Origin of the sequence: Aeromonas sp. 95A (genome assembly GCF_051919235.1) — a bacterium.
Lineage (GTDB): Bacteria > Pseudomonadota > Gammaproteobacteria > Enterobacterales > Aeromonadaceae > Aeromonas > Aeromonas veronii.
In genome coordinates, this window is the sequence record NZ_JBQBFC010000001.1 from 1,614,688 (window position 1) to 1,641,353 (window position 26,666).

Annotated in this window: 23 protein-coding genes, 1 pseudogene and 1 riboswitch; of the genes and pseudogenes, 9 read left to right on the forward strand and 15 right to left on the reverse strand. The window is 59.6% G+C overall.

The window, feature by feature from the left end; all coding sequences use genetic code 11:
* Positions 1 to 5 precede the first annotated feature (5 nt).
* The 4 genes from ACTG2U_RS07095 to ACTG2U_RS07110 form a co-directional block, all read right to left on the reverse strand.
* Entirely contained in the window at positions 6 to 719 is a 714-nt protein-coding gene (locus tag ACTG2U_RS07095; protein ID WP_439974279.1) for a winged helix-turn-helix domain-containing protein, read from the reverse strand.
* A 449-nt stretch (positions 720 to 1,168) separates the two neighbouring features.
* A complete protein-coding gene (locus ACTG2U_RS07100) occupies positions 1,169 to 2,695 on the reverse strand; it encodes a methyl-accepting chemotaxis protein (RefSeq protein WP_110302529.1) in 1,527 nt (508 codons plus the stop codon).
* Between the two features lie 64 nt (positions 2,696 to 2,759).
* Positions 2,760 to 3,491, reverse strand: coding sequence for a substrate-binding periplasmic protein (locus ACTG2U_RS07105; RefSeq protein WP_005334783.1), 732 nt, complete (start codon positions 3,489 to 3,491; stop codon positions 2,760 to 2,762).
* Between the two features lie 551 nt (positions 3,492 to 4,042).
* Positions 4,043 to 5,281 (reverse strand): uracil-xanthine permease family protein, encoded by a 1,239-nt coding sequence (locus ACTG2U_RS07110; RefSeq protein ID WP_040065362.1) that lies wholly within the window; start codon positions 5,279 to 5,281, stop codon positions 4,043 to 4,045.
* Between the two features lie 447 nt (positions 5,282 to 5,728).
* Between ACTG2U_RS07110 and ACTG2U_RS07115 the strand changes: the two are divergent.
* Both ACTG2U_RS07115 and ACTG2U_RS07120 read left to right on the forward strand, forming a co-directional pair.
* Positions 5,729 to 7,055 (forward strand): annotated as a pseudogene (locus tag ACTG2U_RS07115) (IS4 family transposase).
* Positions 7,056 to 7,273: 218 nt separating this feature from the next.
* A complete protein-coding gene (locus ACTG2U_RS07120) occupies positions 7,274 to 8,311 on the forward strand; it encodes an OmpA family protein (protein ID WP_439974280.1) in 1,038 nt (345 codons plus the stop codon).
* Positions 8,312 to 8,396: 85 nt separating this feature from the next.
* On the opposite strand, the gene ACTG2U_RS07125 is transcribed toward ACTG2U_RS07120, so the two are convergent.
* A complete protein-coding gene (locus ACTG2U_RS07125; RefSeq protein ID WP_439974281.1) occupies positions 8,397 to 10,091 on the reverse strand; it encodes an NAD-dependent malic enzyme in 1,695 nt (564 codons plus the stop codon).
* A 69-nt stretch (positions 10,092 to 10,160) separates the two neighbouring features.
* On the reverse strand, positions 10,161 to 11,018 hold the full coding sequence (locus tag ACTG2U_RS07130) for a helix-turn-helix transcriptional regulator (protein ID WP_439974282.1): 858 nt from the start codon (positions 11,016 to 11,018) through the stop codon (positions 10,161 to 10,163).
* A gap of 120 nt (positions 11,019 to 11,138) precedes the next feature.
* Here ACTG2U_RS07130 and ACTG2U_RS07135 point away from each other — a divergent pair, with 120 nt between their 5' ends.
* Entirely contained in the window at positions 11,139 to 12,518 is a 1,380-nt protein-coding gene (locus ACTG2U_RS07135) for an MATE family efflux transporter (RefSeq protein WP_075115727.1), read from the forward strand.
* A 123-nt stretch (positions 12,519 to 12,641) separates the two neighbouring features.
* Positions 12,642 to 12,890: a YciN family protein gene (locus ACTG2U_RS07140; RefSeq protein ID WP_005338382.1), complete on the forward strand. Its 249-nt coding sequence runs from the start codon at positions 12,642 to 12,644 to the stop codon at positions 12,888 to 12,890.
* A gap of 33 nt (positions 12,891 to 12,923) precedes the next feature.
* Here the strand turns inward: ACTG2U_RS07140 and ACTG2U_RS07145 are convergent, their stop codons facing one another.
* A complete protein-coding gene (locus ACTG2U_RS07145; protein WP_005338383.1) occupies positions 12,924 to 14,045 on the reverse strand; it encodes a GGDEF domain-containing protein in 1,122 nt (373 codons plus the stop codon).
* Between the two features lie 246 nt (positions 14,046 to 14,291).
* On the opposite strand from ACTG2U_RS07145, the gene ACTG2U_RS07150 reads away from it, so the two are divergent.
* Both ACTG2U_RS07150 and ACTG2U_RS07155 read left to right on the forward strand, forming a co-directional pair.
* On the forward strand, positions 14,292 to 15,689 hold the full coding sequence (locus ACTG2U_RS07150) for a nucleobase:cation symporter-2 family protein (RefSeq protein ID WP_219296078.1): 1,398 nt from the start codon (positions 14,292 to 14,294) through the stop codon (positions 15,687 to 15,689).
* Between the two features lie 99 nt (positions 15,690 to 15,788).
* The gene (locus tag ACTG2U_RS07155) at positions 15,789 to 16,505 is read left to right on the forward strand and encodes a lipoyl protein ligase domain-containing protein (RefSeq protein ID WP_439974283.1); all 717 of its coding nucleotides are present in this window, start codon (positions 15,789 to 15,791) and stop codon (positions 16,503 to 16,505) included.
* A 114-nt stretch (positions 16,506 to 16,619) separates the two neighbouring features.
* Here ACTG2U_RS07155 and ACTG2U_RS07160 read toward each other — a convergent pair whose 3' ends face one another.
* Positions 16,620 to 17,996, reverse strand: coding sequence for an alanine/glycine:cation symporter family protein (locus ACTG2U_RS07160; protein ID WP_421322219.1), 1,377 nt, complete (start codon positions 17,994 to 17,996; stop codon positions 16,620 to 16,622).
* Positions 17,997 to 18,103: 107 nt separating this feature from the next.
* Positions 18,104 to 18,219, reverse strand: a riboswitch (glycine riboswitch).
* 507 nt (positions 18,220 to 18,726) lie between these two features.
* Here ACTG2U_RS07160 and ACTG2U_RS07165 point away from each other — a divergent pair.
* Positions 18,727 to 19,893 (forward strand): type III PLP-dependent enzyme, encoded by a 1,167-nt coding sequence (locus tag ACTG2U_RS07165; RefSeq protein WP_421291738.1) that lies wholly within the window; start codon positions 18,727 to 18,729, stop codon positions 19,891 to 19,893.
* An 84-nt stretch (positions 19,894 to 19,977) separates the two neighbouring features.
* On the opposite strand, the gene ACTG2U_RS07170 is transcribed toward ACTG2U_RS07165, so the two are convergent.
* Positions 19,978 to 20,946: a calcium/sodium antiporter gene (locus tag ACTG2U_RS07170; RefSeq protein ID WP_005343920.1), complete on the reverse strand. Its 969-nt coding sequence runs from the start codon at positions 20,944 to 20,946 to the stop codon at positions 19,978 to 19,980.
* A gap of 126 nt (positions 20,947 to 21,072) precedes the next feature.
* Positions 21,073 to 21,546 carry a peroxiredoxin gene (locus ACTG2U_RS07175; protein ID WP_199415296.1) on the reverse strand — a complete coding sequence of 158 codons (474 nt, stop codon included), beginning with the start codon at positions 21,544 to 21,546 and terminating at the stop codon, positions 21,073 to 21,075.
* 155 nt (positions 21,547 to 21,701) lie between these two features.
* Here ACTG2U_RS07175 and ACTG2U_RS07180 point away from each other — a divergent pair, with 155 nt between their 5' ends.
* Entirely contained in the window at positions 21,702 to 22,628 is a 927-nt protein-coding gene (locus tag ACTG2U_RS07180) for a phenylacetate--CoA ligase family protein (RefSeq protein ID WP_058056707.1), read from the forward strand.
* An 83-nt stretch (positions 22,629 to 22,711) separates the two neighbouring features.
* Here ACTG2U_RS07180 and yfcD read toward each other — a convergent pair whose 3' ends face one another.
* A complete protein-coding gene (gene yfcD / locus ACTG2U_RS07185; protein WP_439974284.1) occupies positions 22,712 to 23,194 on the reverse strand; it encodes an NUDIX hydrolase YfcD in 483 nt (160 codons plus the stop codon).
* A gap of 203 nt (positions 23,195 to 23,397) precedes the next feature.
* Between yfcD and ACTG2U_RS07190 the strand changes: the two genes are divergently transcribed.
* Complete coding sequence (locus ACTG2U_RS07190) at positions 23,398 to 23,616, forward strand: DUF1107 family protein (protein WP_005338403.1); 219 nt, start codon at positions 23,398 to 23,400, stop codon at positions 23,614 to 23,616.
* A gap of 52 nt (positions 23,617 to 23,668) precedes the next feature.
* Here the strand turns inward: ACTG2U_RS07190 and ACTG2U_RS07195 are convergent, their stop codons facing one another.
* The 4 genes from ACTG2U_RS07195 to ACTG2U_RS07210 form a co-directional block, all read right to left on the reverse strand.
* Entirely contained in the window at positions 23,669 to 23,983 is a 315-nt protein-coding gene (locus ACTG2U_RS07195) for a DUF2845 domain-containing protein (RefSeq protein WP_139741800.1), read from the reverse strand.
* Between the two features lie 188 nt (positions 23,984 to 24,171).
* Positions 24,172 to 24,783, reverse strand: coding sequence for an FKBP-type peptidyl-prolyl cis-trans isomerase (locus ACTG2U_RS07200; RefSeq protein ID WP_005338405.1), 612 nt, complete (start codon positions 24,781 to 24,783; stop codon positions 24,172 to 24,174).
* 150 nt (positions 24,784 to 24,933) lie between these two features.
* Positions 24,934 to 25,659 (reverse strand): copper homeostasis protein CutC, encoded by a 726-nt coding sequence (locus tag ACTG2U_RS07205; protein WP_111900373.1) that lies wholly within the window; start codon positions 25,657 to 25,659, stop codon positions 24,934 to 24,936.
* A gap of 41 nt (positions 25,660 to 25,700) precedes the next feature.
* On the reverse strand, positions 25,701 to 26,603 hold the full coding sequence (locus ACTG2U_RS07210) for an ROK family protein (protein WP_005343908.1): 903 nt from the start codon (positions 26,601 to 26,603) through the stop codon (positions 25,701 to 25,703).
* Positions 26,604 to 26,666 lie beyond the last annotated feature (63 nt).

The window sequence follows — 26,666 nt, forward strand, 5'->3', positions numbered from 1 at the left end:
ATCCCTTACAGCGTTTTTTCGAGCTCTTTATAGGAGAGCACGCGAACCTGGTGGCCGGAGACCAGCACCAGCGATGCCGGTTTGACTGGTGGCACATCGCTCCGTGCCTCCATCTGGCAAACAACGCCGGTCGGCGAGTCGGTGCAGTGCACATGGAGCCACTCGAAATGGAGATAGCTGGCGAAAAACGCCACCAGCACAGCCAGTAGCAGATTGACGTATATCAGGCCCCTTGCCAGCATTGGCCGCCCGATACCGCTGAGAAAGACAAGTTTGGCGCGCTCACCAAAAGAACGGGGAGCAGCAGGCTCTTTGATGACCTCGTGGTCGGAGCTTGGTGATGTCGACGGTGGCTGCGCAGCCGCTGCAGGCGTGGGCTCGCTCATCGGCTCGGGCAAGGGCTCACTCTCTGTTGGCAGTGCCTTGCCGTAATAGCTCTTCATCTTGCAGTTAAGATGCAGGGAGTACCCTTTTTTCGGGGTACTTCTGATATCCAGCGTCTGGGGGGATGAGATGAAGTGGCGACGAATATTGGCGATGGCCACGTTCAGGGAGTTGGGGCTGATGGGGCGACCCAACCAGCCGATTTCGAGCAACAGATCCTTGTCGCACACCTCGTCATGGTGATCGAGCAGATAGCTGAAAATGAGGCTCTCTGCCGATGACAAGCGCACCACCCGGGCGCTTTGCAAGTTGTCCTTGTCGGCACAGAAGATCAACTCTCGTCTTTTGACATCAAAGACATAATCACCGAAGTGATAGGCTGATATGTTATTGCCTGGCGCAACCCCCGTCATACCAACCACCTGTTATTTGCATTCATCATGAAGAAGATGGGATTCCACACCTGATAAAGCCAGATGGCGGCTCAGGACTTGCTGTAATTAAACGAAATTCTAAAGGGTCGGGATCTGCGGCACAATAGATGCCGGCAGGCATGAGCGGGGAAAATGAAAATATGCGTCCAGCGCTGTCGGACAGCATATCGGGCAGAGCATGATGCTGCGAGTTTCGCCTATCACGGTCACGCCAATCTCAGCGGAACAGTGACATGGGTATGACGAAAAGCTCTGCTGGACAAGGCCCCTTGCCCCTCACGACATCTCGCCACGCCTTAATGGGAACCGGCCTGCCCCGCAGGATGATCCAACGGGGCGAAGTTAACTGACTAGACCCGAAACTGCTTGAGCAGGGTGTCGAGTTGGGCCGACAACTGCCGCAGATCGCTGCTGGCTTCGGCAACCTGTGCCACTCTGGCTGCACTCTCGCTGTTGAGCGTCGCAATCCGGTTGACGCTGTGGCTGACCGCCTCCGCCACCGAGTGTTGTTCTTCCGATGCCTGGGCGATATACATGTTCATCTCGCGGATCAGGCTGACCTGATTTTTAATCTTCTCCACCGATATCTGCACATCTGCCGCCTCGATGCCGGCGCGGGATGCCTTCTCCTGACTCTGTTGCATGCCGGCCCCGACATTCTGGGTCGCTTGCTGCAACCGCTTGATACTGGCGCTGATCTCCTCCGTCGACTGGCGAGTACGGCCCGACAAGGTGCGCACCTCATCCGCCACCACCGCAAAACCGCGCCCCTGATCACCCGCCCGCGCCGCCTCGATGGCCGCATTGAGGGCAAGCAAATTGGTCTGCTCGGCAATGCCGTTGATCACCTCGATGATGGTGCCAATGCTGCTGCTTTCGGTCGAAAGGGTGCGCATCAGGGTGGCGACTCGCTCCACCTCCCCCACCAGTTGATGGATGGCCTCATTGGCATGGCCCGCCAGATTGTAACCCTGCTCCACATAGAGGTTGGCCTCATCGGTAGCGCCAGAGGTTTTCACCGCGTTACCAGCCACTTCCTGCACAGCCTGACTCATTTCGGTGATGGCGGTGGCGACTTGATCCAGCTCGGATTGCTGGGCGTCACTGCCTACCCGGGTATCTGCCGAGAGGGAGTCACAGAGTTCGGCGGTTTGCAACACACCGGCAGAGAGCTCGTTGATCTCCGCCACCATCTCCTGCAACTTGGCAATAAAGTGGTTGATGTTGGTGGCCAGCGCGCCCATCTCATCCTGGCGGCTGATCTTCAGACGCCGGGTCAGATCCCCCTCTCCTTTGGCCAGATCGAACACCGCCTGATTCATCTGGTGAAGCGGCCTGAGCACATTGCGATGAATCAGCACCATCAACAGGGCGATGATGCAGAGATCGAGCACAAGGATCTGCCAGACGGTAGTGATCAACTGCTGGCGCAGTTGGGCCTGAATGGCAGCATCACTGGTTTGCACCAGCAATCGGGCCACGGTGTTTTTCTGGCCGCTGTCGTCATAGACCAGGTCATATCCCCCATAGGCAGCGGTATCGGCAGGCATGGCTGTCACAGGGGCAATGCTCCCCGCCGAGTCACGGGCAAACCCGGCCACCAGCTTGTCCTTGTTGACCACCAGCAAAGCACTCAGGATATCGGCCGCCAGCTCGGACTTGAGCGATGCCTCGATGAAGGCCGATTCATAATTCCACAGCGGGCCGGGCAGGGAAAGCTGCAGCCGGCCGATGGCCTGTTCGACCAGCGCACTCTGTTTGCTGTAGCTCTCCGCCCTGACCGCGTTGTAGTTGTAAGCGCCAAACAACACCAGTAGCAGACTCACCGACAGGGAGGTCAACACGGCAATCCTGAACGTCAGACTTTTCCAATCCATGGTTTCCTCCCGGTTTTACGGCAGCCGGCGCAGTGCCATTGAGCGGCACTTGCTATTGGTACTGTTACTGGTACTTGGCATTGATCTTGTCGATGGTGCCATCCGCCTTCATGGCAGCGAGTATCTCGTTAAGCTTGGTGATGAGCTCATCGGGCGTATCCTTGTTAAACGCCAAGCTCATCTGGGTTTCCTTGAACACGAAGACCGGCTTGGGTGAAGCTACTTTCTCCTTGCTGGCCAGATAAGGCGCCAGATACTGGCCGGTTGCCCAAAGATCGATGCGGCCGGCCTCCAGTTTCTTCACGTTGGCGGTGTCGTTGGCCGCCAGCTGCAACTTGGCAAATCCCTGGGCTTTGAGATACTCGGCGGCCGCATCACCGTTATAGCCACCCACCGAATACTGCTTGGCATCTTCCAGCGACTTGACCGTGATATTGGCGGTCGAGCTGGAGAAAAACACCCAGTTGTTATTGACCAGCGGCCCTACCCACTTGAACAGTGCTTCCCGCTCAGGAGTGCGGGTCGTGGAGTAGAGGGCGGTATTGGGAGTACCGAGGGTATCTTCGTACGCCCGTTTCCAGGGCATCAGGGTCAGCTTGTATTCGACTCCAGCACGCTTGAACAGCTCTTCGACCACCTCGGTCGACAGCCCGACAATCTTGCCCCCCTCTCCCTGCATGTTGAATGGCGGGTAATCCTCGGTCATCACGTTTAGTGGCGCAGCCTGAACAGCGCTTATCGCCATCATGGAAGAGACTGAAAAAATTGCACTTTTCCACAGCAGTTGATAGTTCATTGCAACCTCGCTTTGCTTGCCATTCATCCCTGAACATCCGCCATTATCGATGGCGGTGCACGTCTGACCCGCTGGGGTCATGCCGGCTTTCACGGCTCGCCGCCCACCCATGTGCAGCAGCAAACAGATCCGGATTTTGCCTGTGCGCAACGAAACGCAACCGGCGAGGGAGGCTCACAACAAATCGAGGTGGATACATGCCAGGGCAGCATAAGGGGAGTGCGGAGTGGGGCGGATAAGCCTCTGCCATACAACAGCGCCGTGGCAAAGAAAAAGCGCATCGTTTTATGACAGGGGTCTGGGAGAGAAATGATAGAAAACGCCAACATCCATTTTCCCATACTGCTCGAGGAGACCTCAGAGCCAAACCTGTCCTTTAGCTAAGGTCACGAAAAGAGATACGTCAAATGAGAATGCTAACCCCCTCATCTGCTTCCAAATTAGATTCCAGATGAGCTCCGTCGAGCCAAAAAGTGGCGCGAGATACCCGAAAATGAGAAGGCCACCGCGAGGTGGCCTTCTCCAAATCAACAATGAACGTCTGGTGGAACTCAGTCCTTGGCCGCGTCCATCACACCTTCTTCGGAGTGCGCAGGTAGGATCAGGTTGAGCAGGATGGCGGCAACAGAGGCCAGGCCAACGCCGGCCAGCGCGAAGTCGCCAATCTTCATCTCCAGCGCACCGACACCGACGGTCAGAGTCACGGCGACGATGGCGATATTGCGTGACAGTCCCAGATCCACCTTGGATTCCACCAGCGTCTTGAGACCGATGGCAGCGATGGATCCGAACAGCAGCAACATGATACCGCCCATCACCGGCATCGGGATGGAGGTGAGCAGCGCATTGAACTTGCCGAAGAAGGCCAGAATGATGGCAAACACCGCAGCCCAGGTCATGGTGACCGGATTGAAGTTGCGAGTGATCATCACGGCACCGGTCACTTCGGCGTAGGTGGTCACGGGTGGGCCCCCGATGAAACCGGCGAAGCAGACGCCGATACCGTCACCGGCCAGCGTACGGTGCAAACCCGGCTCCTTGGTGTAATCCTTGCCAGTCACGCCACCGATCGCCAACACACCACCTATATGCTCGATACAGGGGGCGATGGCTACCGGCAACATGAACAACGCAGCAGCCCAGTTGATCTCCGGGGTTTCGAAGTGGGGCAGCGCCAACCAGGGGGCGTTCACCATGCCATCGAAACTCACCTGGCCCATGAACACCGCCGAGACATAACCGGCAATCACGCCGCACAGGATGGGGATCAGCTTGATCCACCCCTTGCAGAACACAGCTGCAATCAGGGTGACCGCCAGCGAGATACCGGCCAGCGTCAGCGCAGTCCCCGCAGGTACCACCTGCTCACTACCGGCACGGCCCATCGCCATGTTGCAGGCAACCTGCGCTACAGAAAGACCGATGACCATGATCACCGGGCCAATCACCACCGGGGGCAGCAATTTGTGCACAAAACCCATCCCTTTTGCCCGGATCAGCGCAGCCAGAATGAAATACATGAAACCGGCGGCAAACAGGCCAAACATGGTGGATGGCAATCCCCAGGTCTGGGTGGCGTAGATGATGGGGGCGATGAAGGCAAAGCTGGAACCGAGGAAAATCGGGACCTGGCGGCGGGTACAGAGCTGGAACAACAGGGTGCCCACACCGGCGCCAAGCAGGGCCATGGAGGGGTTCAGTCCGGTGAGCAGGGGCACCAGAACCATGGCGCCGAAGGCGACAAACAGGATTTGCAGCCCGGCGACACTTTGCTTGACTAAGGAAAACATGGATGTCCTTAATTTTTTGATAACTGATGGGGATATTTATCACTTTTCAGTTATCACAAGACTTTTTCAAGGCACGAAATGAACACGAATGCGTCACTTGTTACCTTTTACTGCTTGGGAAGGGCATGAAACTGGCTTTTTAGGCGGGATTCGTTGCTACAAGCATCGAGTATGCGATTTTACGCATTATTGTGACGAACGCCAATCGTTTTTCTGACCGGTTTATTGAAACCCCATTCAACAGGGTGATGTTTTGTACGCTAAATGAAGAAAACGGCGGGGACTTGACCCCGATGCTGACACGCTCACTATCTGGCAACCAATACCAGGACACATCCGACATAACAAGGAGGCCACCTGGCCTAATGCCGATCAGTTAAGGATCCATTGACCGATCCTTCTGATGTGTGAAAATCCGAAACCTGTTGATTGGTTTCGGATTTTTTTATGCGTATCGCCCAGGCTCTCGACTTCCTCCACGCCAGCAATGCAGCTCAGTTTGAGTCACTCTCAGACCTCATTGCTCCCGAGCTCATCACGACGCGCTTGCCGAAGAGGATGTCGTGACCCTGCGTCGCCGTCGTATGCCCATGGAGCGTCTGGTCTGGGCTATCATCGGCATGGCCATCTTCCGCCATATCCCCATGACCCAGCTGGTCAATCAGCTTGATATCCTCTTGCCCGGCGACCGCCCCTTTGTCGCCCCCAGCGCCTTTTTGCAAGCTCGCCAAAAGCTTGGCCACAAGAGCATTGAGCGGCTGTTTCACGACACCGCCGCAGGCTGGCACCAGCAGGCCAATCATCCGGGTTGGGCCGGGCTGCAACTGCTCGCCGTTGATGGCGTGATGTGGCGCACACCCGATACCCCGGACAATGCCGCCGAGTTTGCCAAACCCGGCACCCAGCATGGCGAGACCACCTATCCGCAGGTGCGCATGCTTTGCCAGATGGAGCTGACCAGTCACCTACTTGTGCAGGCAGTCATGGAGAGCTGCGCCGTCAACGAGATGGTGCTGGCCGAGCGGCTGGTCGCGCGCACGCCGGACCACTCGCTGACCCTGTTCGACAAGGGGTTTTACTCCCTCGGCTTGCTCCACGCCTGGCAGACCACTGGCAGCGAGCGGCACTGGCTGCTGCCGCTCAAAAAGGGCACGCAATACGAGGTGGTGCGCAAGCTGGGGCGTCAGGATGTGCTAGTGCGTCTCAAAACCAGTCCACAGACGAGGAAGAAGTGGCCGCACCTGCCGGATACAGTGGAAGCCCGCTTGCTGACTCGCACTATCAACGGCAAAGAGCGGCAGGTGCTGACCTCAATGGTCGACCCGATGCGTTTCCCGGGCGCCGACATCGTCGAGCTCTACAGCCACCGCTGGGAAATCGAGTTGGGCTATCGGGAGATGAAGCACAGCCTGCAACAACACCGGCTAACCCTGCGCAGCAAGAAGGCGGCGGGGATACGGCAAGAGCTGTGGGGCGTGCTGCTGGCGTATAACCTGCTGCGCAGCCAGATGGTAAAGATGGCGGCGAGTCTGAAGGGATACACTGCGAGCCAGCTGAGTTTTCACATGGCGTCGGTCTATCTTATCCATGAACTGAGCTGCATGCCGTACCTGTCACCGGGGAGTATCCCGAAGCGGGTGGCGGAGCTGGATAAGCAGGCGGGGCAGTTTGTATTACCGGAGCGAAGGGAGCGGAATTATCCCCGCAGTGTGAAGGCAAGACCACAAAAGTATGCGGTGCAAAAGCCAATGAAAACAATGCCAGTCAGGCTTAACTGACTGGCATTAGGCCACTTGGCCTCCTTTTTCTTGCCGCTTATTCGCCCACCTTGTAACCCTCTTTTGCTCTTCCTCTTCCCGTGTCGCGCCCTAGTTCACGGCGTGTCGCCCCCCATACCTCTTTGGTGGTTAAAAACAGCCCGTCACCTATACATAAGTGTGGGGTTTGACCAGCAGGCAACCCCACTATACCAAACATCGACGAGGATACGCGATGAACATAAGAGTAAAACCTGTGTGGATTGCACTGGCATTGGCGAGCACAGGCGCACAAGCGGAACCGGTTCACGACTGGTATGCCGGGGTTGGCGTTGGCTGGGCCATTGCCCACAATCTGAATGATTTCAGTCAGGATGTCGGCAAGGATGCGACTGCACTCTCCCTGTTTGGCGGCTACAACTTCACGGAAAATCTGGGGGCCGAGATTGGCTATCTCTCCACCGGTGACTGGGATATCAGCGGCCATGACTTCAACAGCAAGGGAGCCACGCTGTCAGTCATTGGCCGCCTGCCGCTCAGCGAGATGTTCTCGCTCTTTGCCGAGGGCGGTGGCTATATCTATCACGTCGAGTCGGTCAATGGCGGGGACGACAACCTGGCGCCGCTGGCGGGTCTGGGAGTGACGGCCCGGCTCCATGACTGGGTCGATCTGCAGGCACGCTACCGTTACATAGTGCGCGTTGGCGATGATCCGGATAACGGCAAAGCCAACAGCGGTACCCAGCGCTGGGTCAGCGACATCAGCACCGCCACGCTGGAGCTGGTGATCCACCCGAACCGCAGCCAACCTAAAGAAGCGGCCCCCACGCCCGCCCCGGTCGTGGTTCCCCCGCCACCGGCCGAACCGGAGGTGGTGGATCAGACCTTCAACCTCAGTTCCGATGTGTTGTTCGCCTTTGGCAAAGCGGACCTCAAACAGGAGGGGATGAGTGCGCTGGACGATCTCTACCAGCAGATCGTCGACGTGCAGCCCAAGGATGGCAGTGCGGTCGTGATAGGGTATACCGACCGTATCGGCTCGGATGCCAACAATCATAGGTTGTCAGAAGCTCGAGCCCAAACCGTTGCCGACTTTCTGATCAGCAAGGGATTGCCTGCCGACAAGGTGAGCATCCAGGGCAATGGCGCGAGTAATCCGGTCACCGGCAACCAGTGTGATGCCATCAAGGCGAAGGCGGCGCTCATCGACTGCCTTGGGCCGGATCGCCGGGTAGAGGTGCGCGTCACCGGCGTACAGGGCGGCAGCGAGTAGTTCATCTTGAGGCGATAACCATGTCAGACGTGCAGTAAAAAGGGATGCCGAGGCATCCCTTTTGCTTTGCGTCTTTTCGCAGAAATCAGAACGAGGTGCGGCGGTAGCGGCGATATTCCGGATGCCAGAAGTTGGCGTCGATGGCCTGATCGATCACCTCGTCCGGGGTCTGCACCGCCTTGCCCTGCAGCATGGCTGTCTTGGCCACCATCTTGGCGATGTAGCGGGAGACCTGATGGATATCCGCCAGATCTGGCAGCAGGGAGCCCTCCTCCCCTTTCACCAGCGGCGAACACTCCGCCAGCGCGCGACTGGCCGACATCAACATGGCGTCGGTCACCCGGGTGGCGCCGGAGGCGATGACGCCAAGGCCGATCCCCGGGAAGATGAAGGAGTTGTTGCACTGAGCGATGACGTAGCGTTTTCCCTTGTACTCCACCGGTGCAAACGGACTGCCAGTGGCCACCAGCGCCTGACCGTCGGTCCAGCGGATAAGGTCTGCCGGCGTCGCCTCGACCCGGGAGGTGGGGTTGGAGAGCGGGAAGATGATGGGACGGGCACAGTGCTTGTGCATGGTCTTGACCACCTCTTCGGTAAACAGCCCCGGCTGACCGGAGACCCCGATCAGGATATCCGGGCGACCATGCTCCATCACCTCCAGCAGGGAGATGTTGTCACCCACCGGCCAGTCGGCGATGCGCTCCACCGGTTGGGAGAGACGGCGCTGGAAGTCGAGCTGGTTGGGGATCTTGCCGGTGATAAGACCAAAGCGGTCCACCATAAAGACACGGCTGCGGGCCTGGGCATCGGTCAGCCCTTCGGCCTTCATCTGTGCCACGATCTGCTCGGCGATACCGCAACCGGCGCTGCCCGCACCGAGGAAGGCAACCCGCTTCTCGGAGAGCTTGGCGCCGGAAGCCTTGCAGGCGGCGATCAGGCTGCCCAGGGTCACCGCTGCAGTGCCCTGAATATCGTCGTTGAAGCAGCAGAGCTCGTTCTTGTAGCGGTTGAGCAGCGGCATGGCGTTGTTCTGGGCGAAGTCCTCGAACTGCAGCAGGATATCGGGCCAGCGGCGCTTGACCGCCTGAATGAAAGCATCGACAAACTCGGCGTACTCATCTCCCGAGATACGCGGATTGCGCCACCCCATATAGAAGGGGTCATTCAGCAGTTGCTGGTTGTTGGTGCCGACATCCAGCACCACCGGCAGGCAGTAGGCGGGCGAAATGCCGCCACAGGCGGTGTAGAGGGAGAGCTTGCCGATGGGAATGCCCATGCCGCCGATCCCCTGATCACCCAGACCCAGGATCCGCTCGCCATCGGTCACCACGATCACTTTGACGTTCTGCTTGGTGGCGTTTTGCAGCATGTCATCGATCCTGTCCTTGTCCGGATAGGAGATAAACAGGCCACGGGCGCGGCGATAGATGTTGGAGAACTCCTCGCACGCCTTGCCCACCGTCGGGGTGTAGATGATGGGCAGCATCTCGGTCAGGTGGTTGTGCAGCAGACGGTAGAAGAGCGTCTCGTTGGTATCCTGGATGTTGCGCAGATAGATGTGCTTGTCCATGTCGTTGCCAAACGCCATGAACTGGCGATAGGCGCGCTCGGCCTGCTCTTCGATGGTCTCGATATTTTGGGGCAACAGACCTTCGAGGTTGAAGTTGCTGCGCTCTTCGCTGGTGAAGGCGCTGCCCTTGTTGAGCAAAGGGGTCTCCAGCAGGGCGGGACCGGCGTAGGGAATGTAGAGAGGACGTTTCTGGTTATTATCTTCAAACATGGATCTTGGTACCTAAACGGTTAGCTAGACGCAGGGACCCGCCGATCCTATGGGCTTGTCTCATTAATTTCAAAGAGTTTGCACATCCGTTGCAAAAGGTTTGCGACCCAGTCGACGAAAGGCGCCGGGGGTCTGACCAGTCAGACGACGAAAGCGGTTGGCAAAGTTGGCCCCATCGCTGTAACCGACCCGGGCCGCCAGCTCGCCAAGTGGCCAGTTGGTATAGAGCAGCAGCTGGCGCGCCTTGTTCATTCTGAGCTCGGTCACCCTCGCCATCGGCCCCATACCGAACGCTTGCTGACAGAGACGATGCAGATGGGGAACGGAGCAGGCCATCTGTCGGGCCAGCAGGGCGACACTCCAGGGTTCGTCCAGGCGCGCCTCCACCCGTCGAAACAGTGCCTGCAACCTGAGTTCAGGGGTACCGCGCACCTCCCCTTGCAGGGTGCGCTCCAGCAGCGCCAGCAACAGGTTGAGCAGTTGGGGTTGCAGCGGGGAGCGAACCCCTTCCCCCTGCATCAGGCTGAGCAGATGGTAGAGCTGATCGCCGCCATCCCCTTGCCAGATACGGTGACCAAGGCGATGCAGGTGCTGCCAGCGCGGCACGTCATCGAGCAAAATCCAGCTGATCTGCCAGCTTTCGCCAATCAGTTTGAGACCACCGGGCACGGCGGCAGGCAGGAAAATCAGCGACCCGGCTGGAATGGCTTGCTCCCCCTCGTCGGTGAGCAGCGCGCCACCCTCATCGTGACTCACCATCAGGATGTGAAACTCGGGGCGATTGCGACGGATGAGGTAGTGATCCCGCACCCGGGAGAGGCCGGTCAGAAAGATCCCTACCTCGCCGAGCAGGGGCAGCCCTTCACGTCCCAGCATCTGCTCTTCACAGGCTGGCGCTATCTCCAGACACTCGCTGGCAAATGGCATAACACCTCAACAGGATAGTTTTACACAAGAAAACCGAGAGCTACTCACAGTGAGAAGAGCCTCGTCAGCCCCTATCATACCCCTGACAAACCTTGCTTTTCTCATACCCGGTTAACAACTATGAATTATTGGCAAGCGATTTTAAAACAAACCACCGATCGCGAGTTCATGACCCGATTGTGGCGGCTGGCCCTGCCTGTCTCGCTGCAATCCATGATGTTCTCCCTGCTCGGCCTCATCGATATCATGATGGTGAGCCAGCTTGGCACCACGGCTGTGGCGGCGGTCGGCTTGGGTAACCGGGTCTTCTTCTTCAATCTGCTGGTGATAGCGGGCCTCGCGGGCGGGGTCTCGGTATTGGCAGCACAATACTTCGGGCGCGGGGAGATGGCCGGGGTACGCCGCTCCCTGGCGCTGGCAATAGTGGGCGCCTTGCTGGTCACCCTGCCCTTTGCCTTCATCTATGTGTTATCACCGGGCAGCGTGCTGGGTTTTGCCAGTCAGGATCCGGCGCTGCGGGCACTGGCAGATCAATTCCTGATGATCACCGGCGCCACCATCCTCTGTACCGCCATCGTGGTGCCGCTGGAATCAGCCCTGCGCTCGGTCGGCAATGCCGCCGCGCCGACCCGCATCGGCATTATCGCCATCATCGCCAACGTCATCCTCAACTACGCCCTCATCTTCGGTCACTTCGGCTTCGAGGCGATGGGGGTCGCCGGTTCGGCCTGGGGCACCACCATTTCCCGGCTGCTGCAGACAGCCCTGCTGCTGCTCTACGTAAGGCGTTATGAAGCGCGCCTGATCCCGCGCGCACCAGACTGGCTGGCCGCCTTCAAGCGCAAGGAGGTGGTGCGCTTTACCCTGATCGCCCTGCCGCTGCTGTTCCATGACGGCCTCTGGGCCTTTGGCATGCTGATTTACGGCTTTCTCTACGCCCATCTTGGCACCGATTCGCTGGCCATCATGACCACCCTCGGCACCCTGGAGAGCATCCTTATCTCCCTCTTCTTCGGACTGGCGGTGGCCTGCTCCACCCTGCTCGGCCACCGGCTCGGGGCCGAGGAGTACGAGATTGCCTGGCAGCACTCCCAGCTGTTCCTGCTGCTGGCACCGATTGGCGCTCTGCTGGTGGGGATCATCGTCTGGCTGCTGCAAGCCAACCTGCTGCAGTGGGTCGGCAACCTGCCCCCCGAGCTGATGACGGAAGCGGGTCAGGTGCTCGGCATCATGTGTCTCGGGATGCTGCTCAAGGTGTTCAACATGGTAGGGATCATCGGGGTGCTGCGCTCTGGCGGCGATGTGAACTACAGCATCTTCATCGATATTGTCGGGATGTGGTGCATCGGCATCCCGCTCGCCTGGGTGGCGGTCACTTTGCTCGGCTGGCCCCTCTCTTGGGTGGTGGCGGTGGTCTTGCTTGAGGAGCTTAGCAAGGTGCTGCTGGTGCAGCGCCGTATTCGCCAGCGCTGCTGGTTGAAGAATCTGGTGATCGGATAAACAGCCACAAATCGGGGTCATATCAATGACAGAAAAACCCTGTTTGCAGTATGCTGGGCGCCTCTTCAATCAGAGGCAGGGATCCACGGTTTCCCTGTCCAGTAGTCGTTTAAGGAGACGAGCATGCAACCACAGAAAGAGCTGATCACCGAGACGGCCCTGCTTGAGATGGCCAACAAGATCATCAAAGAGCATGAAGACTTCATCCACGGTATGCGCGCCGATTCGGTGGAGCAGAAGGGGGATATTCTGGTGTTCAAGGGGGAGTATTTCCTAGCCGAAGATGGCACCCCGACCGGCAAGACCATGGCGGTCTTCAACATGTTCAAGCTGCTGGCCCAGCAGCTCTCCGGCAAGTACAAGCTGGCCTGATCGCACCAGCTCATTGCCAACAGGATGCCGCCCTCAGGCGGCATCTGTTTTTGCGCGGTTCTGCCCCTCGACCACCACGCAGTTGCGTCCCGCCATCTTGGCCTGATAGAGACACTCGTCGGCACGGTTGATCAGAATATCGATGGTGTCATCGGCACGAGCCATGGCAATCCCGATACTCACCGTCACCTCCAGCAATTCGTCCGAGGTGGGGCTCTTCACCAGCCGCGCCTCGACGGCAATGCGCAGCCGCTCGGCCATTTTGCTCGCCAGTGCCGGATCGGCGCAGTTGTGCATCAGGATGGCAAACTCTTCGCCGCCATAACGCCCCAGCACCATGTCAGGCTCCAGCTGCTCCCCCAGGGTGGTAGCCACCTCCTTGAGCACCGCATCCCCCGCCAGATGGCCGTAGATATCGTTGATCCGCTTGAAGCGATCGAGATCCAGCAGCATCACCGCAAAGGGCTTCTTCTTGAGTTGCAGCCGGATTCTGGCCTGCTCCAGCTGCTTCATCAGCAAGCGGCGGTTCATCATGCCGGTCAGCTCATCGGTGGTCGATTCCCGATATAGCCGCAGCAGCATGTTGAGCTGGCCGCACTGCACCCAGCAACTGGCCATGGTAAACATGCCGAGCACCCACACCTGATTCAGGGTGGCCTGACTCCAGATACTCTGGCCCACCAGCAGCCAGTGGCCCAGCAGCATGGTCACCAGTACCACGCCTGCCAGTTGCAAGCCGAGGGAGAGGGGGATGGGGAAGATGGCAAACAGGGTGATCAGCAGATAGGGAAAGGCCGCATAGCCCGCCTGTAACTCCTGTCCCGCGCCAAAGCTGTTCAGGCAGAAGAGGGAGAAGAGCATCATCACGGCCATCAGGTAGCCAAGGGCCAGCTTCATCCGCTCCCGCTTGAAGTGGATGAGGTACGAGAGCGGAATAAGTGGCGAGAGCGCCAGGGTGCAGAAGATCCTGGCCTGGAATAGCTGCTCGAAATGAACGGCGGGCAAGGTCAGCCAATCCACCACGGCCCAGGCGGGCAATCCGAGCATCAGCAAGCAGGTCAGCAGGCGCAAACGCACCGTCATAAAGCCCATGCGAGTACGAGTAAAGTCTTCGGAGTGAACCCTCGCACTCCAGAACTCTGACAACTTGAGCATCCAGAGTCTCCACGATGAATACTGAGGGCTCATTCTACACCTACAAAGTGGTAAAATTGTCATTAGCGGGGAGAATAAAAAGGAGAGGTCGGTCACACAAACCGACAGATGATAATCGCAGCGCGCAAACGTTTCAACCCATCAAAAAATAAACCTTTTTTTGCATAATTAGCGCTGGTCAGCCTCATTTCAATCACTACAATAGCGCCCAATTTTCTCCCCCTCCCCACACAATTCGAGGTACTTATGGAACAGGCTGCTGTCACACGCGCCAATCGAGAGGCACATCCACCCAGGCGAGCCCATAGCGAACTGGTCTATGGCATAGAGGATGTCCCGCCTCTGCCCCAGACGCTGTTCGCCGCCCTGCAGCATATGCTCGCCATGTTTGTCGCCATCATTACCCCACCCCTGATTATCGCCAATGCCCTCGGCCTCCCTGCCGCCGACACCCGTTATATCGTCTCCATGTCGCTGGTCATGTCCGGCATCGCCTCCTTCATTCAAACCCGCCGCTTCGGCCCCATCGGTTCCGGCCTACTCTCGGTGCAAGGTACCAGCTTCAACTTCCTCGGCCCCATCATCGCCTCCGGTCTCGCCCTCAAACAGGCCGCCATGCCCACCGAGGATCTGTTGGGCACATTGTTCGGCACCATGCTGGTTGCCGCACTCACTATCGTGGTGATGAGCCGCTTCCTCCATCTGGTGAAACGGATCATCACCCCGCTGGTCACCGGCATAGTGGTGCTGCTGATCGGTCTGACCCTGATCAAAGTGGGCCTGATCAGCATGGGCGGCGGCTATGCAGCCCTCTCTGATGGCAGCTTCGCCAGTCACACCAACCTCTTCCTCTCCCTGCTGGTGCTCGGCCTTATCGTGTTGCTGCAGCGCAGTCGCAATCCCTGGCTGCGTCTCTCCGCCATCATGATCGCCATGCTGGCGGGCTATGCCGTGGCCCTGCTGTTGGGCAAAGTGAGCGCCCCCACCTTCGACGGCCCGCTGGTGATGGTGCCCATTCCGCTCCACTACGGTCTCGGCTTTGACTGGCAGCTGTTCGTGCCGCTCGCCATCATCTTCGTGGTGACGGCGCTCGAAGCGATCGGCGACATGACCGCCACCTCGGATATCTCCGGCGAGCCACTGGAAGGGCCTGTCTATATGGAGCGGATCAAAGGCGGCGTGCTGGCCGATGGTGCCAACTCCATGCTGGCGGCAGTTTTCTCCACCTTCCCCATGTCCACCTTCGCCCAGAATAACGGCGTCATTCAGCTGACCGGCGTCGCCAGCCGCCATGTCGGGCTCTTTATCGCCGCCATGCTGGCCCTGCTCGGCCTGTTCCCGGCGGTCGCGAGTCTGGTGCAACAGATCCCCGAGCCCGTGCTGGGCGGAGCGACCATCGTCATGTTTGGCACCATCGCCGCCGCCGGGGTGCGCATCATTGCCCGCGAGGAGCTGGACAGACGCGCCCTGATGATCCTGGCGGTGTCGCTGGCCATGGGGCTGGGAGTCGCGCAGGTGCCGGAAGTGCTGCAACACCTGCCGGAGCTGGCCAAGAGCGTGCTCTCCTACGGCGTCGCCACCGGTGGCATTACCGCCATCGTGCTCAACCTGCTGCTACCCAAGCGCGAAGCGCGCCACTCCTGAGACACAGCCTACCGATAGCAAACAGCCCCGCACTGCGGGGCTTTACCTTGCCAGTCGCCACGGGTAGTGTGCTGGGCAGCCTTTTTTGAGGATGCCGCCATGCCCTATCGCCTGCTCTCCCCCCTTCCCGATACCGCTTTACCCGCACAGATACTGGCGCAAGAGCAGCGCTGGCTGCGCGACTGTGCCCATGACGGCCAGCCCCGCGCTCACCTCTGGCAGGCGCCCCAATGTCTGATTGTCACCCGCAAGGATACCCGCCTCCCCCATTACGAAGCCGCCTGCCAGCAACTTGCAGCTGAAGGCTGGCCGGTACATGTGCGCGACAGCGGCGGCACCGCCGTGCCCCACGGGGCGGGGATCCTCAACCTATCCCTGCTGCTGCCCCGCACCACCACAGACCTCGCCCACTACTACCGGCTGCTGGGGGCGCCACTGCTGACCCTGCTGGCGGAGTACGGCCTTGAGGGAAGCTATGACTTCGTGCCCGGATCCTTTTGCGATGGTCAGTACAATCTGGTGATCGGGGGACGCAAGATCACCGGCACTGCCCAGCGCTGGCTGGCGCCGGGGCAGGATCACCAGGGCGCCGTGCTGGCACAAGCCATGCTGCTGGTGGCGGGTGATGTGGATGAGGGAACCAGAATGGCGAGCCGCTTCTACGAGCTGGCGGGCGGCGAGCTGCGTTTTATGGCGGGAACCTCCACCACGCTGGCAAGCTGCATCGATTGGCGCGGTAGCGATCAGGCACTGGTAGAGAAAGTGCGAGCACGTCTGGATAGCCTGCTGAGCGAGGGGCTATCCCCCTCATCCTGACCTTATCCCGAAGGGAGAGGGAAAGTCCCCGTCCATAGACATAGCGCACAAAAAAGCCACGACCGGAGTCGTGGCTTGTTCTTTTCAATGGGAACGTGAAACGGGCCGAGGCGTTCAGGCCGTCTGCGGCTCCGGCTCGGCTTCGCTATCCAGATCCCGGCTAAAGTAGGCGCGGGTCTCGGCGATCACCACATGGCGCAGACCAATCAGGCCGATGAGGTTGGGCACCGCCATCAGGCCGTTAACGATATCGGCAAGCAGCCAAATCATGTCCAGATGGAGGAAAGCACCGCTCGCTACCAGCGCCAGATAGACCAGACGATAGGGCTTGATCGCCTTTACCCCGAACAGGTACTCGGTGCAGCGCTCGCCGTAGTAGTTCCAGCCAAGGATGGTGGTAAAGGCGAAGAACAGCAGGCCAATGCTCACCAGATACTGACCAACATGGGCATCGAGCCCCTGGGCAAAGGCCAGACTGGTCATGGCCGCGCCGCTTGCATCACCGCTCCACACGCCGGTCACCACCAGGGTCAGGCCGGTCATGGTGCAGATGATGATGGTGTCGATGAAGGTACCTGTCATGGAGACCAGCCCCTGCTCCACGCAGGAATCGGTCTTGGCCGCCGCCGCCGCGATGGGCGCAGAGCCCAGTCCCGACTCGTTGGAGAAGACCCCGCGCGCCACCCCGGACTGGATTGCCAGCATGATGCTGGCGCCGACGAAGCCGCCGGTCGCCGCATGGCCGGTGAAGGCACTCTCGACCACCAGCATGACGGCATCGGGCAGGGCGCTGGCGTTGTTCACCAGCACACCCAGACAGGCGACGATGTAGAAGATGGCCATGAAGGGCACCACCTTGCTCGACACGCTGGAGATGGATTTGATCCCCCCCAGGGTCACCAGCGCCACGATCAGGGTCAGCACCACGGCGGTCGCTTCACGGGGCACCGAGAAGGAGAGGCTCATGGCGTCGGAGATGGCATTGACCTGCGGGAAGGTACCGATACCGAAGAAAGCTACGCCGATGCCAAACAAGGCAAACAGCTTGGCCAGCGGCTTGGAACCGAGCCCCTTCTCCAGATAGTACATGGGGCCGCCAGCCATCTGGCCGTTGGCATCCTGCTCGCGATATTTGACCGCCAGCAGACACTCGGCGTACTTGGTGGCCATGCCGAACAGCGCCGCCATCCACATCCAGAACAGGGCACCGGGGCCGCCGAGCTTGATGGCGGTAGCCACCCCGACGATGTTGCCAGTACCGATGGTGGCAGAGAGAGCGGTACAGAGGGCGCCGAAGCTGGAGACATCCCCCTGCTTGCCCTGCCCCTGATCGCGGCCAAAGACCAGCCGCAAAGCGAGCGGCAAGCGCACCACCTGAAGCAGACCCAGACGCAGGGTGAGATAGATACCGGTCCCGACCAGCAGGATCAGCAGGGGCGGCCCCCAGATAAAGCTATCGATGGCGGTTAACGCCGATTGAATTGATGACATGCATCCTCCTTAAGAAACAGAAATTAAGGAGGAGAAGGATGATCTTCCCATAGGTGTCGCGATCGGCCAGAGGCGATCGGATGCGGGCCAAGCCCAGGTACAACCATCCCATCCCCTCTGTCCTTTTGCCTGAGAGTTTCCGGCGCCAGCCTGCCCTTGCGGGTAGTCATGGTGCCTTGCTCCTTCGGCGCCCGATTTAACGGGTCTCTCCAGAGTATCGTCCAGTAGCAGTCCACACCGGTTGCCCGGTACCTGAAAGATTCACTTCTTCGGTGGATGGTTGCCCATCGCTCTCCTGCTACCTTCATCCGAACTAGTTTGGATTAGGAAGTCGGCATGTTAATCCAAAAAATGTGAGCTGTCTCGCACTTGGCCGCCCCCATTTATATTTTTTTAGTGACCATCAGAATCGCAGCAAGAATGTTAAATGTTAGTTAACTATCAACAAGTTAGGCTCTCACGGATCAAATGTGGCCCAAACGGGAAAAATGGCGGATAGAGAACAGTGATCCCTCTCGTTTCGCCAAGAAAATCTTGCCGACATATCCAATCAAAATGCTTGCACACAGAATCAATAAGCCGATAATCCGCTGCATAACCAAGCACTTTGTCATCAATTTATGCACTGTGTTCGGTTGGTCCCACCGGACCGCTCGCCTGACCCGGCCGTCGCCGGTTCAATCGCATATGGCTTGGGCATATCACGCCCCCTAAGGATGACCAAAAGAGAATGAACGAGACCCTGGTTGCAAAAGATGTGGTCGCACAAGATTACCGTCAGCTGGTTGAACAATTCGGCTCCCCCCTGCTGCTGCTCGACAAGGCAGCCGTCCGCAAACAGTATCGGGCCCTGGCCGCCGCCCTGCCCGATGTACGATTGCACTATGCACTCAAACCCCTGCCCCATGAGGCGGTGGTCTCTGTCTTGAAGGAAGAGGGGGCCTGTTTCGATCTGGCCACCAATGGCGAAGTGGATCTGGTGCGCAGTCAGGGGGTTCGCCCGGGACGTTGCATTCATACCCATCCCATCAAGCGCGACAGCGATATCCGTTACGCGCTGGAGTTCGGCTGCACTGTGTTTGTCTACGACAACCCGCTGGAGCTGGAAAAGTTCATTCCCTACAAGGACGAAGTGAAACTGCTGCTGCGGGTCAGCTTCCCCAACCCCGAGACCAAGGTCGATCTCTCCAAGAAGTTTGGCTGCACCCCGGAGCAGGCGCTGCCGCTGCTGCAACTGGCCCACGCCAAGGGGCTCAAGGTGATGGGGCTGTCGTTTCACGTCGGCTCGCAAGTGCCCCATGCCCGTCGCCATGTGCAGGCCATCGACGCCTGCCGCGAGATCATGGAGCAGGCCTGGGCGCTCGGGCTCAAGCCTTGGGTGCTGGATATCGGCGGCGGTTTCCCGGTGGATTATGAAGGGGGCGAGTTCGATATCGACGGTTTCTGCGCGCCGATCCGCGAAGCGCTGGCCAAGTTGCCCGCTACCGTGCAGAAGATTGCCGAACCGGGCCGCTTTATCAGCGCACCGGCCATGACTTCGGTATCCAGCGTGATGGGCAAGGCCCACCGTGGCGACAAGATCTGGTACTACCTGGATGACGGCCTCTACGGCAGCTACAACGGCCAGCTCTATGACCACGTCACCTATCCGGTGAGCACGCCTTATGCCAGTGGCGAGCAGCACAACTCGGTGCTCTCCGGCCCCACCTGCGACAGCGTGGATGTGATCCGCGATGGCATCATGCTGCCGGATCTGGCTATCGGCGAGTTGGTGGTTGGCAAGGTGATGGGGGCCTACACCTGGGCCTCCGCCTCCACCTTCAACTTCTTCCCCAAGGCCAGCATCCTCATTCTGGACAGCAGCCAGAAGGGGCAGAAGCTGGTGGCAGTAGCCTGAGCACACCGCTCGCCAACAGATTCACTGGGCAAAAACAAGAGGGGGAAGCTTGCGCTTCCCCCTCTCTCATTTCACCAACCCCTATCAGATAAACTGACTGGTCAGCAGCCAGCCGGTGTAGGCGACGAAGCAGGTGAGCAGCACGCCCCCCTCCAACCGGTTGATGCGGCCCTGCCCCTTGCGGCCCAGACACATCACCAGCAGCAGCAGGGTCAGCCCCATCATGATGCTCCAGTCACGGGTGAGCACCTCCGGCGCCACATCGAGCGGGTGGATGCCCGCCGCAATCCCCACCACCGCCAGGGTGTTGAACAGGTTGGAGCCGAGCACGTTGCCAAGGGCCAGATCATGCTCGTTCTTGCGAATGGCGATCAGCGACGAGGCCAGCTCCGGCAAAGAGGTCCCTACCGCGACTATGGTGAGACCAATCACCAGATCGCTGATACCTAGCGCCTGAGCGATGGTCACCGCCCCCCAGACCAGCAGACGGGAAGCACCGATCAGCAGCACCAGCCCGACCACCAGCCAGAAGATGGCACTCTTGAGGGACATCCCCTCGCTCTCGATATCCTCGGCGGTCTCGGTATCCAGCGCATCTCCCTTGCCATTCATGCCAGCCCAGATAGACCAGCCCATCAGGGCAACGAAGACGGCCCCCAGAATGACCGCATCCATCCGGCCCAGATGACCATCAATCAGCAGGGCGCCGGAGAGCAGGGTAATACCGAGCAGAATGGGGATCTCCTTGCGTACTACCTGAGAGGCCACCGCGATAGGACTGATCAGTGCCGTCAGACCCAGGATCAGCGCGATATTGGTGATGTTGGAGCCATAAGCATTACCGAGCGCCAATCCGGGATTGCCCTGGGACGCCGCCAGCGCCGAGACCACCATCTCCGGGGCCGAGGTACCAAAACCGATGATCACCATGCCGATCAGCAGCGGCGGCATCCCCGCATAACGGGCAGTGGCGGCGGCACCGTCGACAAACTTGTCTGCACTCCAGACCAGCAGCGCCAGTCCGGCAATCAGGGCAACAAAAGCCAGGGTCATAGGATCTTCATCTCTTGTTATCTGCAACGAAGCGCCAGCCCAGACGGGCAGGCACCATGGGAAAGTGGCGCCAGTGTAGCTGTGCCACCTCCCATTTCAAGGGGAAATCAAACCGTGATTAACATTTCACAGTGTAGCCAGCAGGCTCGCGGCATCGGAGACCTCAAACTTGCCCGGCTCCTCCAAAAACAGCTGCTCGACCACACCATCGTTGGCGATCAACGCAAAGCGCTGGGCGCGGATGCCGCCAAAGGCGCCGGTATCCTTGGCCAGGCCCAGCGCCCGGGTCCAGCTGCCATCGCCATCCGCCAGCATGGTGATCGCCTCGGCATTCTGGGCCGTCTGCCAGGCCCGCATCACGAAAGCGTCGTTGACCGACAGACAACAGATGGCATCCACCCCTTTGGCCATAAACTGATCGGCCAGCACCACATAGCCGGGCAGATGGGCATTGGAGCAGGTGGGAGTAAAGGCGCCGGGTACCGCAAACAGCACTACTTTTTTACCGGCGAACAGCGTCTGGCTATCCCGCAGCTGCTTACCCTCGGCGGTGATAAAGGTAAATTCGCCCGCAGGCAGGGGTTGTCCTACAGCAATCATGATTTCTCGTCCTGAGTCGTGATGGGAAGTCGCCAGTTTATCCCAGAGTGACGATGCCTCCTAACAGCGGCTCTGAGCCTGACCATGGATAGCGGCAGGCATTTTCCCCTTGGGCAGACTACTCTTGAGCTGGTTTCACGGCGCCAGGAGGCCCCATGCAACACTATTACGATGGTCTGGAAATTCGTCCCCCCGCCATGCGCGAACAGCAGCAACTGGACCAGCTCAATCATCAGCTTACCCATGTCAGTCAATATTGCGCCGGTTACTCCAGCGCCTATCGCCAGTGTCGCCTCGAGGATCTGGCAGAGCTGGCCACCCTGCCACTGCTCGACAGCAAAGAGCTCTTTGCCGCCCAGCAGGCTCATCCCCCCTTTGCCGGTCTCACCGGCCGTCCGGCCAGTCAGGCGCTGCGGGTATTCTCCTGTCCGGGCCAGCTGGCCATCCCCGAATATGCCGGGGCAGACTGGTGGGGCGCCGCCCGGGCGCTGTTTGCCGCCGGTTTCAAGGCGGGGGAAGTGATGCTCAACGGCCACGACTATCACGCTGGCCCCACCGCCTTTATTTTCGATAACGGCGCCCGCCAGCTGGGGGCTCCCGTGGTGCCTTGCGGGCCCCACGATACCCAGCGCCAGCTGGAGGCACTACTGCGCTATCAACCCACCGGCTATGTCGGCCCGCTGGTGACCCTGCTCGACCTGCTGGAAGCGGCCGAGGCGGCGGAGATCCCGAGCGACTCGCTGCGCCGCGCCCTATTGTGCGAAGCCACCCATCCCGAAACCGCGCCGCTGCGCGCCATTCACGGCATTGCGGCCCTCAACTGTCTGGTATGGCAGGATGTGGGGGTGGTGGCCTACGAGAGTCAGCCCGGTCAGGGCTTTATCGTCAACGAGAGCTGCATCGTCGAAATCATCGATCCCGCCAGCGGCAATCCCGTGAGTGGCGACGAGACCGGCCAGCTGGTGGTGACCCGGCTCGATCTGGAGTATCCGCTGCTGCGTCTGGCCACCGACTGGCAAGGTCACTGGCTCGCCAAACCGAGCGCTTGCGGGCGCACCAACCGACGCCTCAAGCTGGTGTAGCAGACCAAGTAAATGCACACATGCAAACGGGCAGCCATCAGGCTGCCCGTCTTGTCTCTGGAGAAGAGGATATATGAAGTTGGTCAGCGTCTCGCCTGCCAGGTGGCGATGGCGAGCAGGGAGTCGGGGGTAAATTCACTGGCGCGCTCGGCGATCTCGGCCAGGCTCATCCAGTGCACCGAGCTCACCTCTTCGGCCTGCAACTGCAGCGGCCCCTGATAGCGGCAACTGAAGAGGCCACCCCAGACCCGATAGCCCTCCCCTTCCGCATAAAAGCAGCCAAAGCCCTGCAGAGGAACATCCATAATCCCCAGCTCTTCGGCCAACTCGCGGCGAGCGGAGCGCTCCATCTCCTCACCGGTGGTGACCACGCCACCGGCGCAGGCATCCAGCATACCGGGGCAGAAATCCTTGCTGAGGGTGCGTCGCTGCACCAGGATCCGATCCGCGTCGTCGAGCACCAGAATATAGCTGGCACGATGGCAGAGATTCTCCCGCCGCACCTCGGCTCGCTCGGCCACACCAATCACCCGGTTGTTCCCGTCCACCACATCAACCCATTCCACGCACAGGCCCTTTCGTTTGTTCCATTCAAGCCCGCAGTATATCGGTGCAGTGGTTTGCCATGGCACAACTTTTTCGATGATGACGTCAATTTGCCGAGCTCACTGGCAAAATAAGGATTCATGCAAATCTTTATAAACCGTCATATCAGTGTCATCGACCGACACCATAGTGTGCCCTGTCCAGGCAATCAGGGAACCGTGTGATGAAGGTATTCAAGCAGTTATCCCCACGGCAGATCGCTCGCTACATCAAGAGCTTTCATCGAGGCTATTTTGCCATCGAGTCGCTGGGGACATTTGAATTCAACGCGGGCAGGATCAGCCTCCATGGCCTGACCTGCCGCCAGCGGCTAAGACTGGCTCGCCAGATCAATCTGGCTGTCAGACAACTTGGTCACCGCGACCCCTTGCCGGACATGTGAGTCAAAGGGTCTTGCCCTACTGTCTGTTGTGCATCCATGCTTTGCCCGCCGGCTACTGGCCGCGCGGGCCGTTTTCGATGTCAGTCACCTTTCCATTGCGTACCGTCACGAAGCGCATGAACTCGTTCTTGCCGAAGTTGTAGGTCCAGCGTTCGCCATATTTGACCTCAACCACAGTGCCGTGCAGATTCTCCTCGTTACGGGTAATATCTTCCCGCAACATCGGCTCGCCGCACTTGAGCAGCATCTCGGCGGTACTGTCACCCTCGCTGATCAGGGCATTCTTGCAACGCATGGCATCGGCACTGGCCGGAATGCTCAGCAGCAACAGAGCAAGCCCCGCTACATTCTTCATCTTATTGCTCATCGGGTTCTCCTTATCCTCTCTAATGAGTCGCAGTATGCCTGTTCCCGTTTCTGAAAAAACCAGTAAAAAGCGCAAAAAAGCCGCCCTTTTCTGCTATCCAACCTACTGACCGCGACAAATACTGTCTATCACATAACCCAAAAACAAACGGCGACCCGAGGGTCGCCGTTTGCATCAAGCCAGCAGGATCACAGGATGTCCAGCAGCTCGACTTCAAATACCAGTGCAGAGTAAGGCGGGATGGAGCCCGCGCCACGGGCACCGTAAGCCAGATCGTGGGGGATGTAGAGCTTCCACTTGGAACCAACCGGCATCAGCTGCAGCGCTTCAACCCAGCCAGCGATCACGCCGGTCACCGGGAATTCAGCCGGCTGGCCGCGAGCGACGGAGCTGTCGAATACGCCACCGTGGGTGAAGGTACCGTGGTAGTGCACACGCACGGACTGACCGGCTACCGGAACGGCACCGTTGCCTTCTACCAGCACTTCGTACTGCAGACCGGAGTCGGTCACCTTCACTTCAGCGCGCTTGGCGTTGTCAGCCAGGAAGGCTTCGCCGTCAGCAGCGGCGGCCTTGGCGGCGGCTTCCTGCTCTTCTTGCATACGCGCAGTGATCACCTGGAAGGCATCATTGATATCGTCACGGCTGACCGCGAACTCCAGACCATTCAGGGCATCTGCCAGACCTTGTTGCAGGGCCGGGATATCCAGACCGGCGAAGGCTTGCTGCGCCAGCTGATCACCCATGTTGCGGCCGATGCCATAGCTGGCCTTCTGTTCGATAGAGTCGTATTGGGACATTGAGATGTTGCTCCAGATCCATGTAGTAAAGAGGCGGGATAATATCAGACTTTTGGCCGGGGTGCTGCCGGGGGAGCCCCTGATTTCCCCGTCAGTGGGAGGAACTTCACACAAGATGCGGATGAACGCCGCCCAACGGCGGCGATCTGCTTAACCGCGATCCAGCAAGACTCTGACCGCAGCCACCTTGGCGCCATCGGTGATATTGACCCGACCATCATCCGAAGTGCCCATATTCACTCCGTGCGGCACCATGCCACCGCGCCAGCCCATGCCGGACATATGCACTTCGCTCACCCCGGTGAACTCGATGATGGTACGCACGTTGTCGGCATTGACCCCGGCCCCCGGCATCAGGCTGGCACGCCCCGCCAGCGCCTGCTGCATCTCCTGCAGGGTTTCCAACCCCGCCAACGCGGTCGGCGCATGGCCCGAGCTTAAAATGCGCTCGCAACCGGCAGCAACTATGGTCTCCAGATCGAGGCGCCAATCGGAGGAGAGGTCAATGGCGCGATGGAAGGTGACTCCCAACGGGCCTGCTGCATCCACCAGCTGTTTGAGCTTGGCGGCAGGCACCCGCCCCTCCTCATCCAGCAAACCGACCACCACCCCTTGCAGCCCCGCAGCACGTGCGGCCGCGATATCTTGCAGCATCATCTCGAACTCGCCGTCGTTGAAGCAAAAATCCCCGGCACGCGGGCGGATCATGGCATAAACCGGCACGGTGGCGTGGCGGGCTGCCTGCTGCATAAAACCGTAGGAGGGGGTCAGGCCGCCCAGACCCAGCGCAGAGCAGAGCTCGATGCGATCCGCCCCGGATTGCTGGGCAGTAAACAGGGATTCTAGGTTGTCGATACAGATTTCAAGACGGGTCATGAGGACTCCTTTTTCGGGGAGATCAGACCCCACATCTGATCTCATAGATTGAGCAAGGCTGCGCCGCGCACACCACCGGCACCGCCGAAGCGAGCCTGGCGGATCTCGGGCAGGGCGACCCCGGGCAGCAAGTGACCGGGCAGACGCAGCGGCAGCTGTTCATAGAGGGCGGGCAGGCCGCTCAGGCCGCCCCCCAACACCACCACCTCGGGATCAATCACCGAAATGGCGGTGGCAAGCCCGGCAGCCATGATCTCCAGCCAGCAGTCGACCGTCTCGACCGCATGGGGTTCATGGGCCTCGAAGCGTCCCACAATCTGGTGACCCGTGGCGCGCTGGCCATGGAAATGGTGATAGAGACGCTCCAGACCGGTGCCGGAGGCATAGGTTTCAAAACAGACCAGACGGCCGCAGCCGCAACGGGGACGGGGCAACTCGGGGTACTTCATCAGCATGGTCGCAGGCAGGGGGTAGTGACCAATCTCGCCAGCCAGCCAGTTGCGCCCCTGAATAAGCTTGCCCGCCAGATAGACGGCGCCGCCGATACCGGTGCCGATGGTGACGCCGAGCGCACTGCCTGCGCCGTCGGCTGCCCCTTGATGCACTTCGGACCAGAGGAAGCAGTTGGCGTCGTTATCCACCTTGACCGGCCGCTCCAGCAGCTCGGCCAGATCGGCGCCCAGATGGCGACCATTGATGGAGGGCAGATTGGCCGCCACTATGCTGTGATCCTGGCTGTTGATGACACCGGGGAAACCAATGCCGACCGAGCCCCGTGCGCCGAAGCGGGCATCCGCCTGCTCGACCCGGGAGCGGATCAGCTGCTGCAGCCCCTCATAATCATTGCCAGGGGTGCTCATGCGCTCCTCGTGGCAGAGGTTCAATGCACCGTCATAGACCGCGAAGGCGATCTTGGTGCCACCGATATCAAAGCCGTAATACATGCCAGCACTCCCTTGTCAGCCCGTGTTTATCCAACTCTGTTTCAAGAGGGACATTGTATTAAT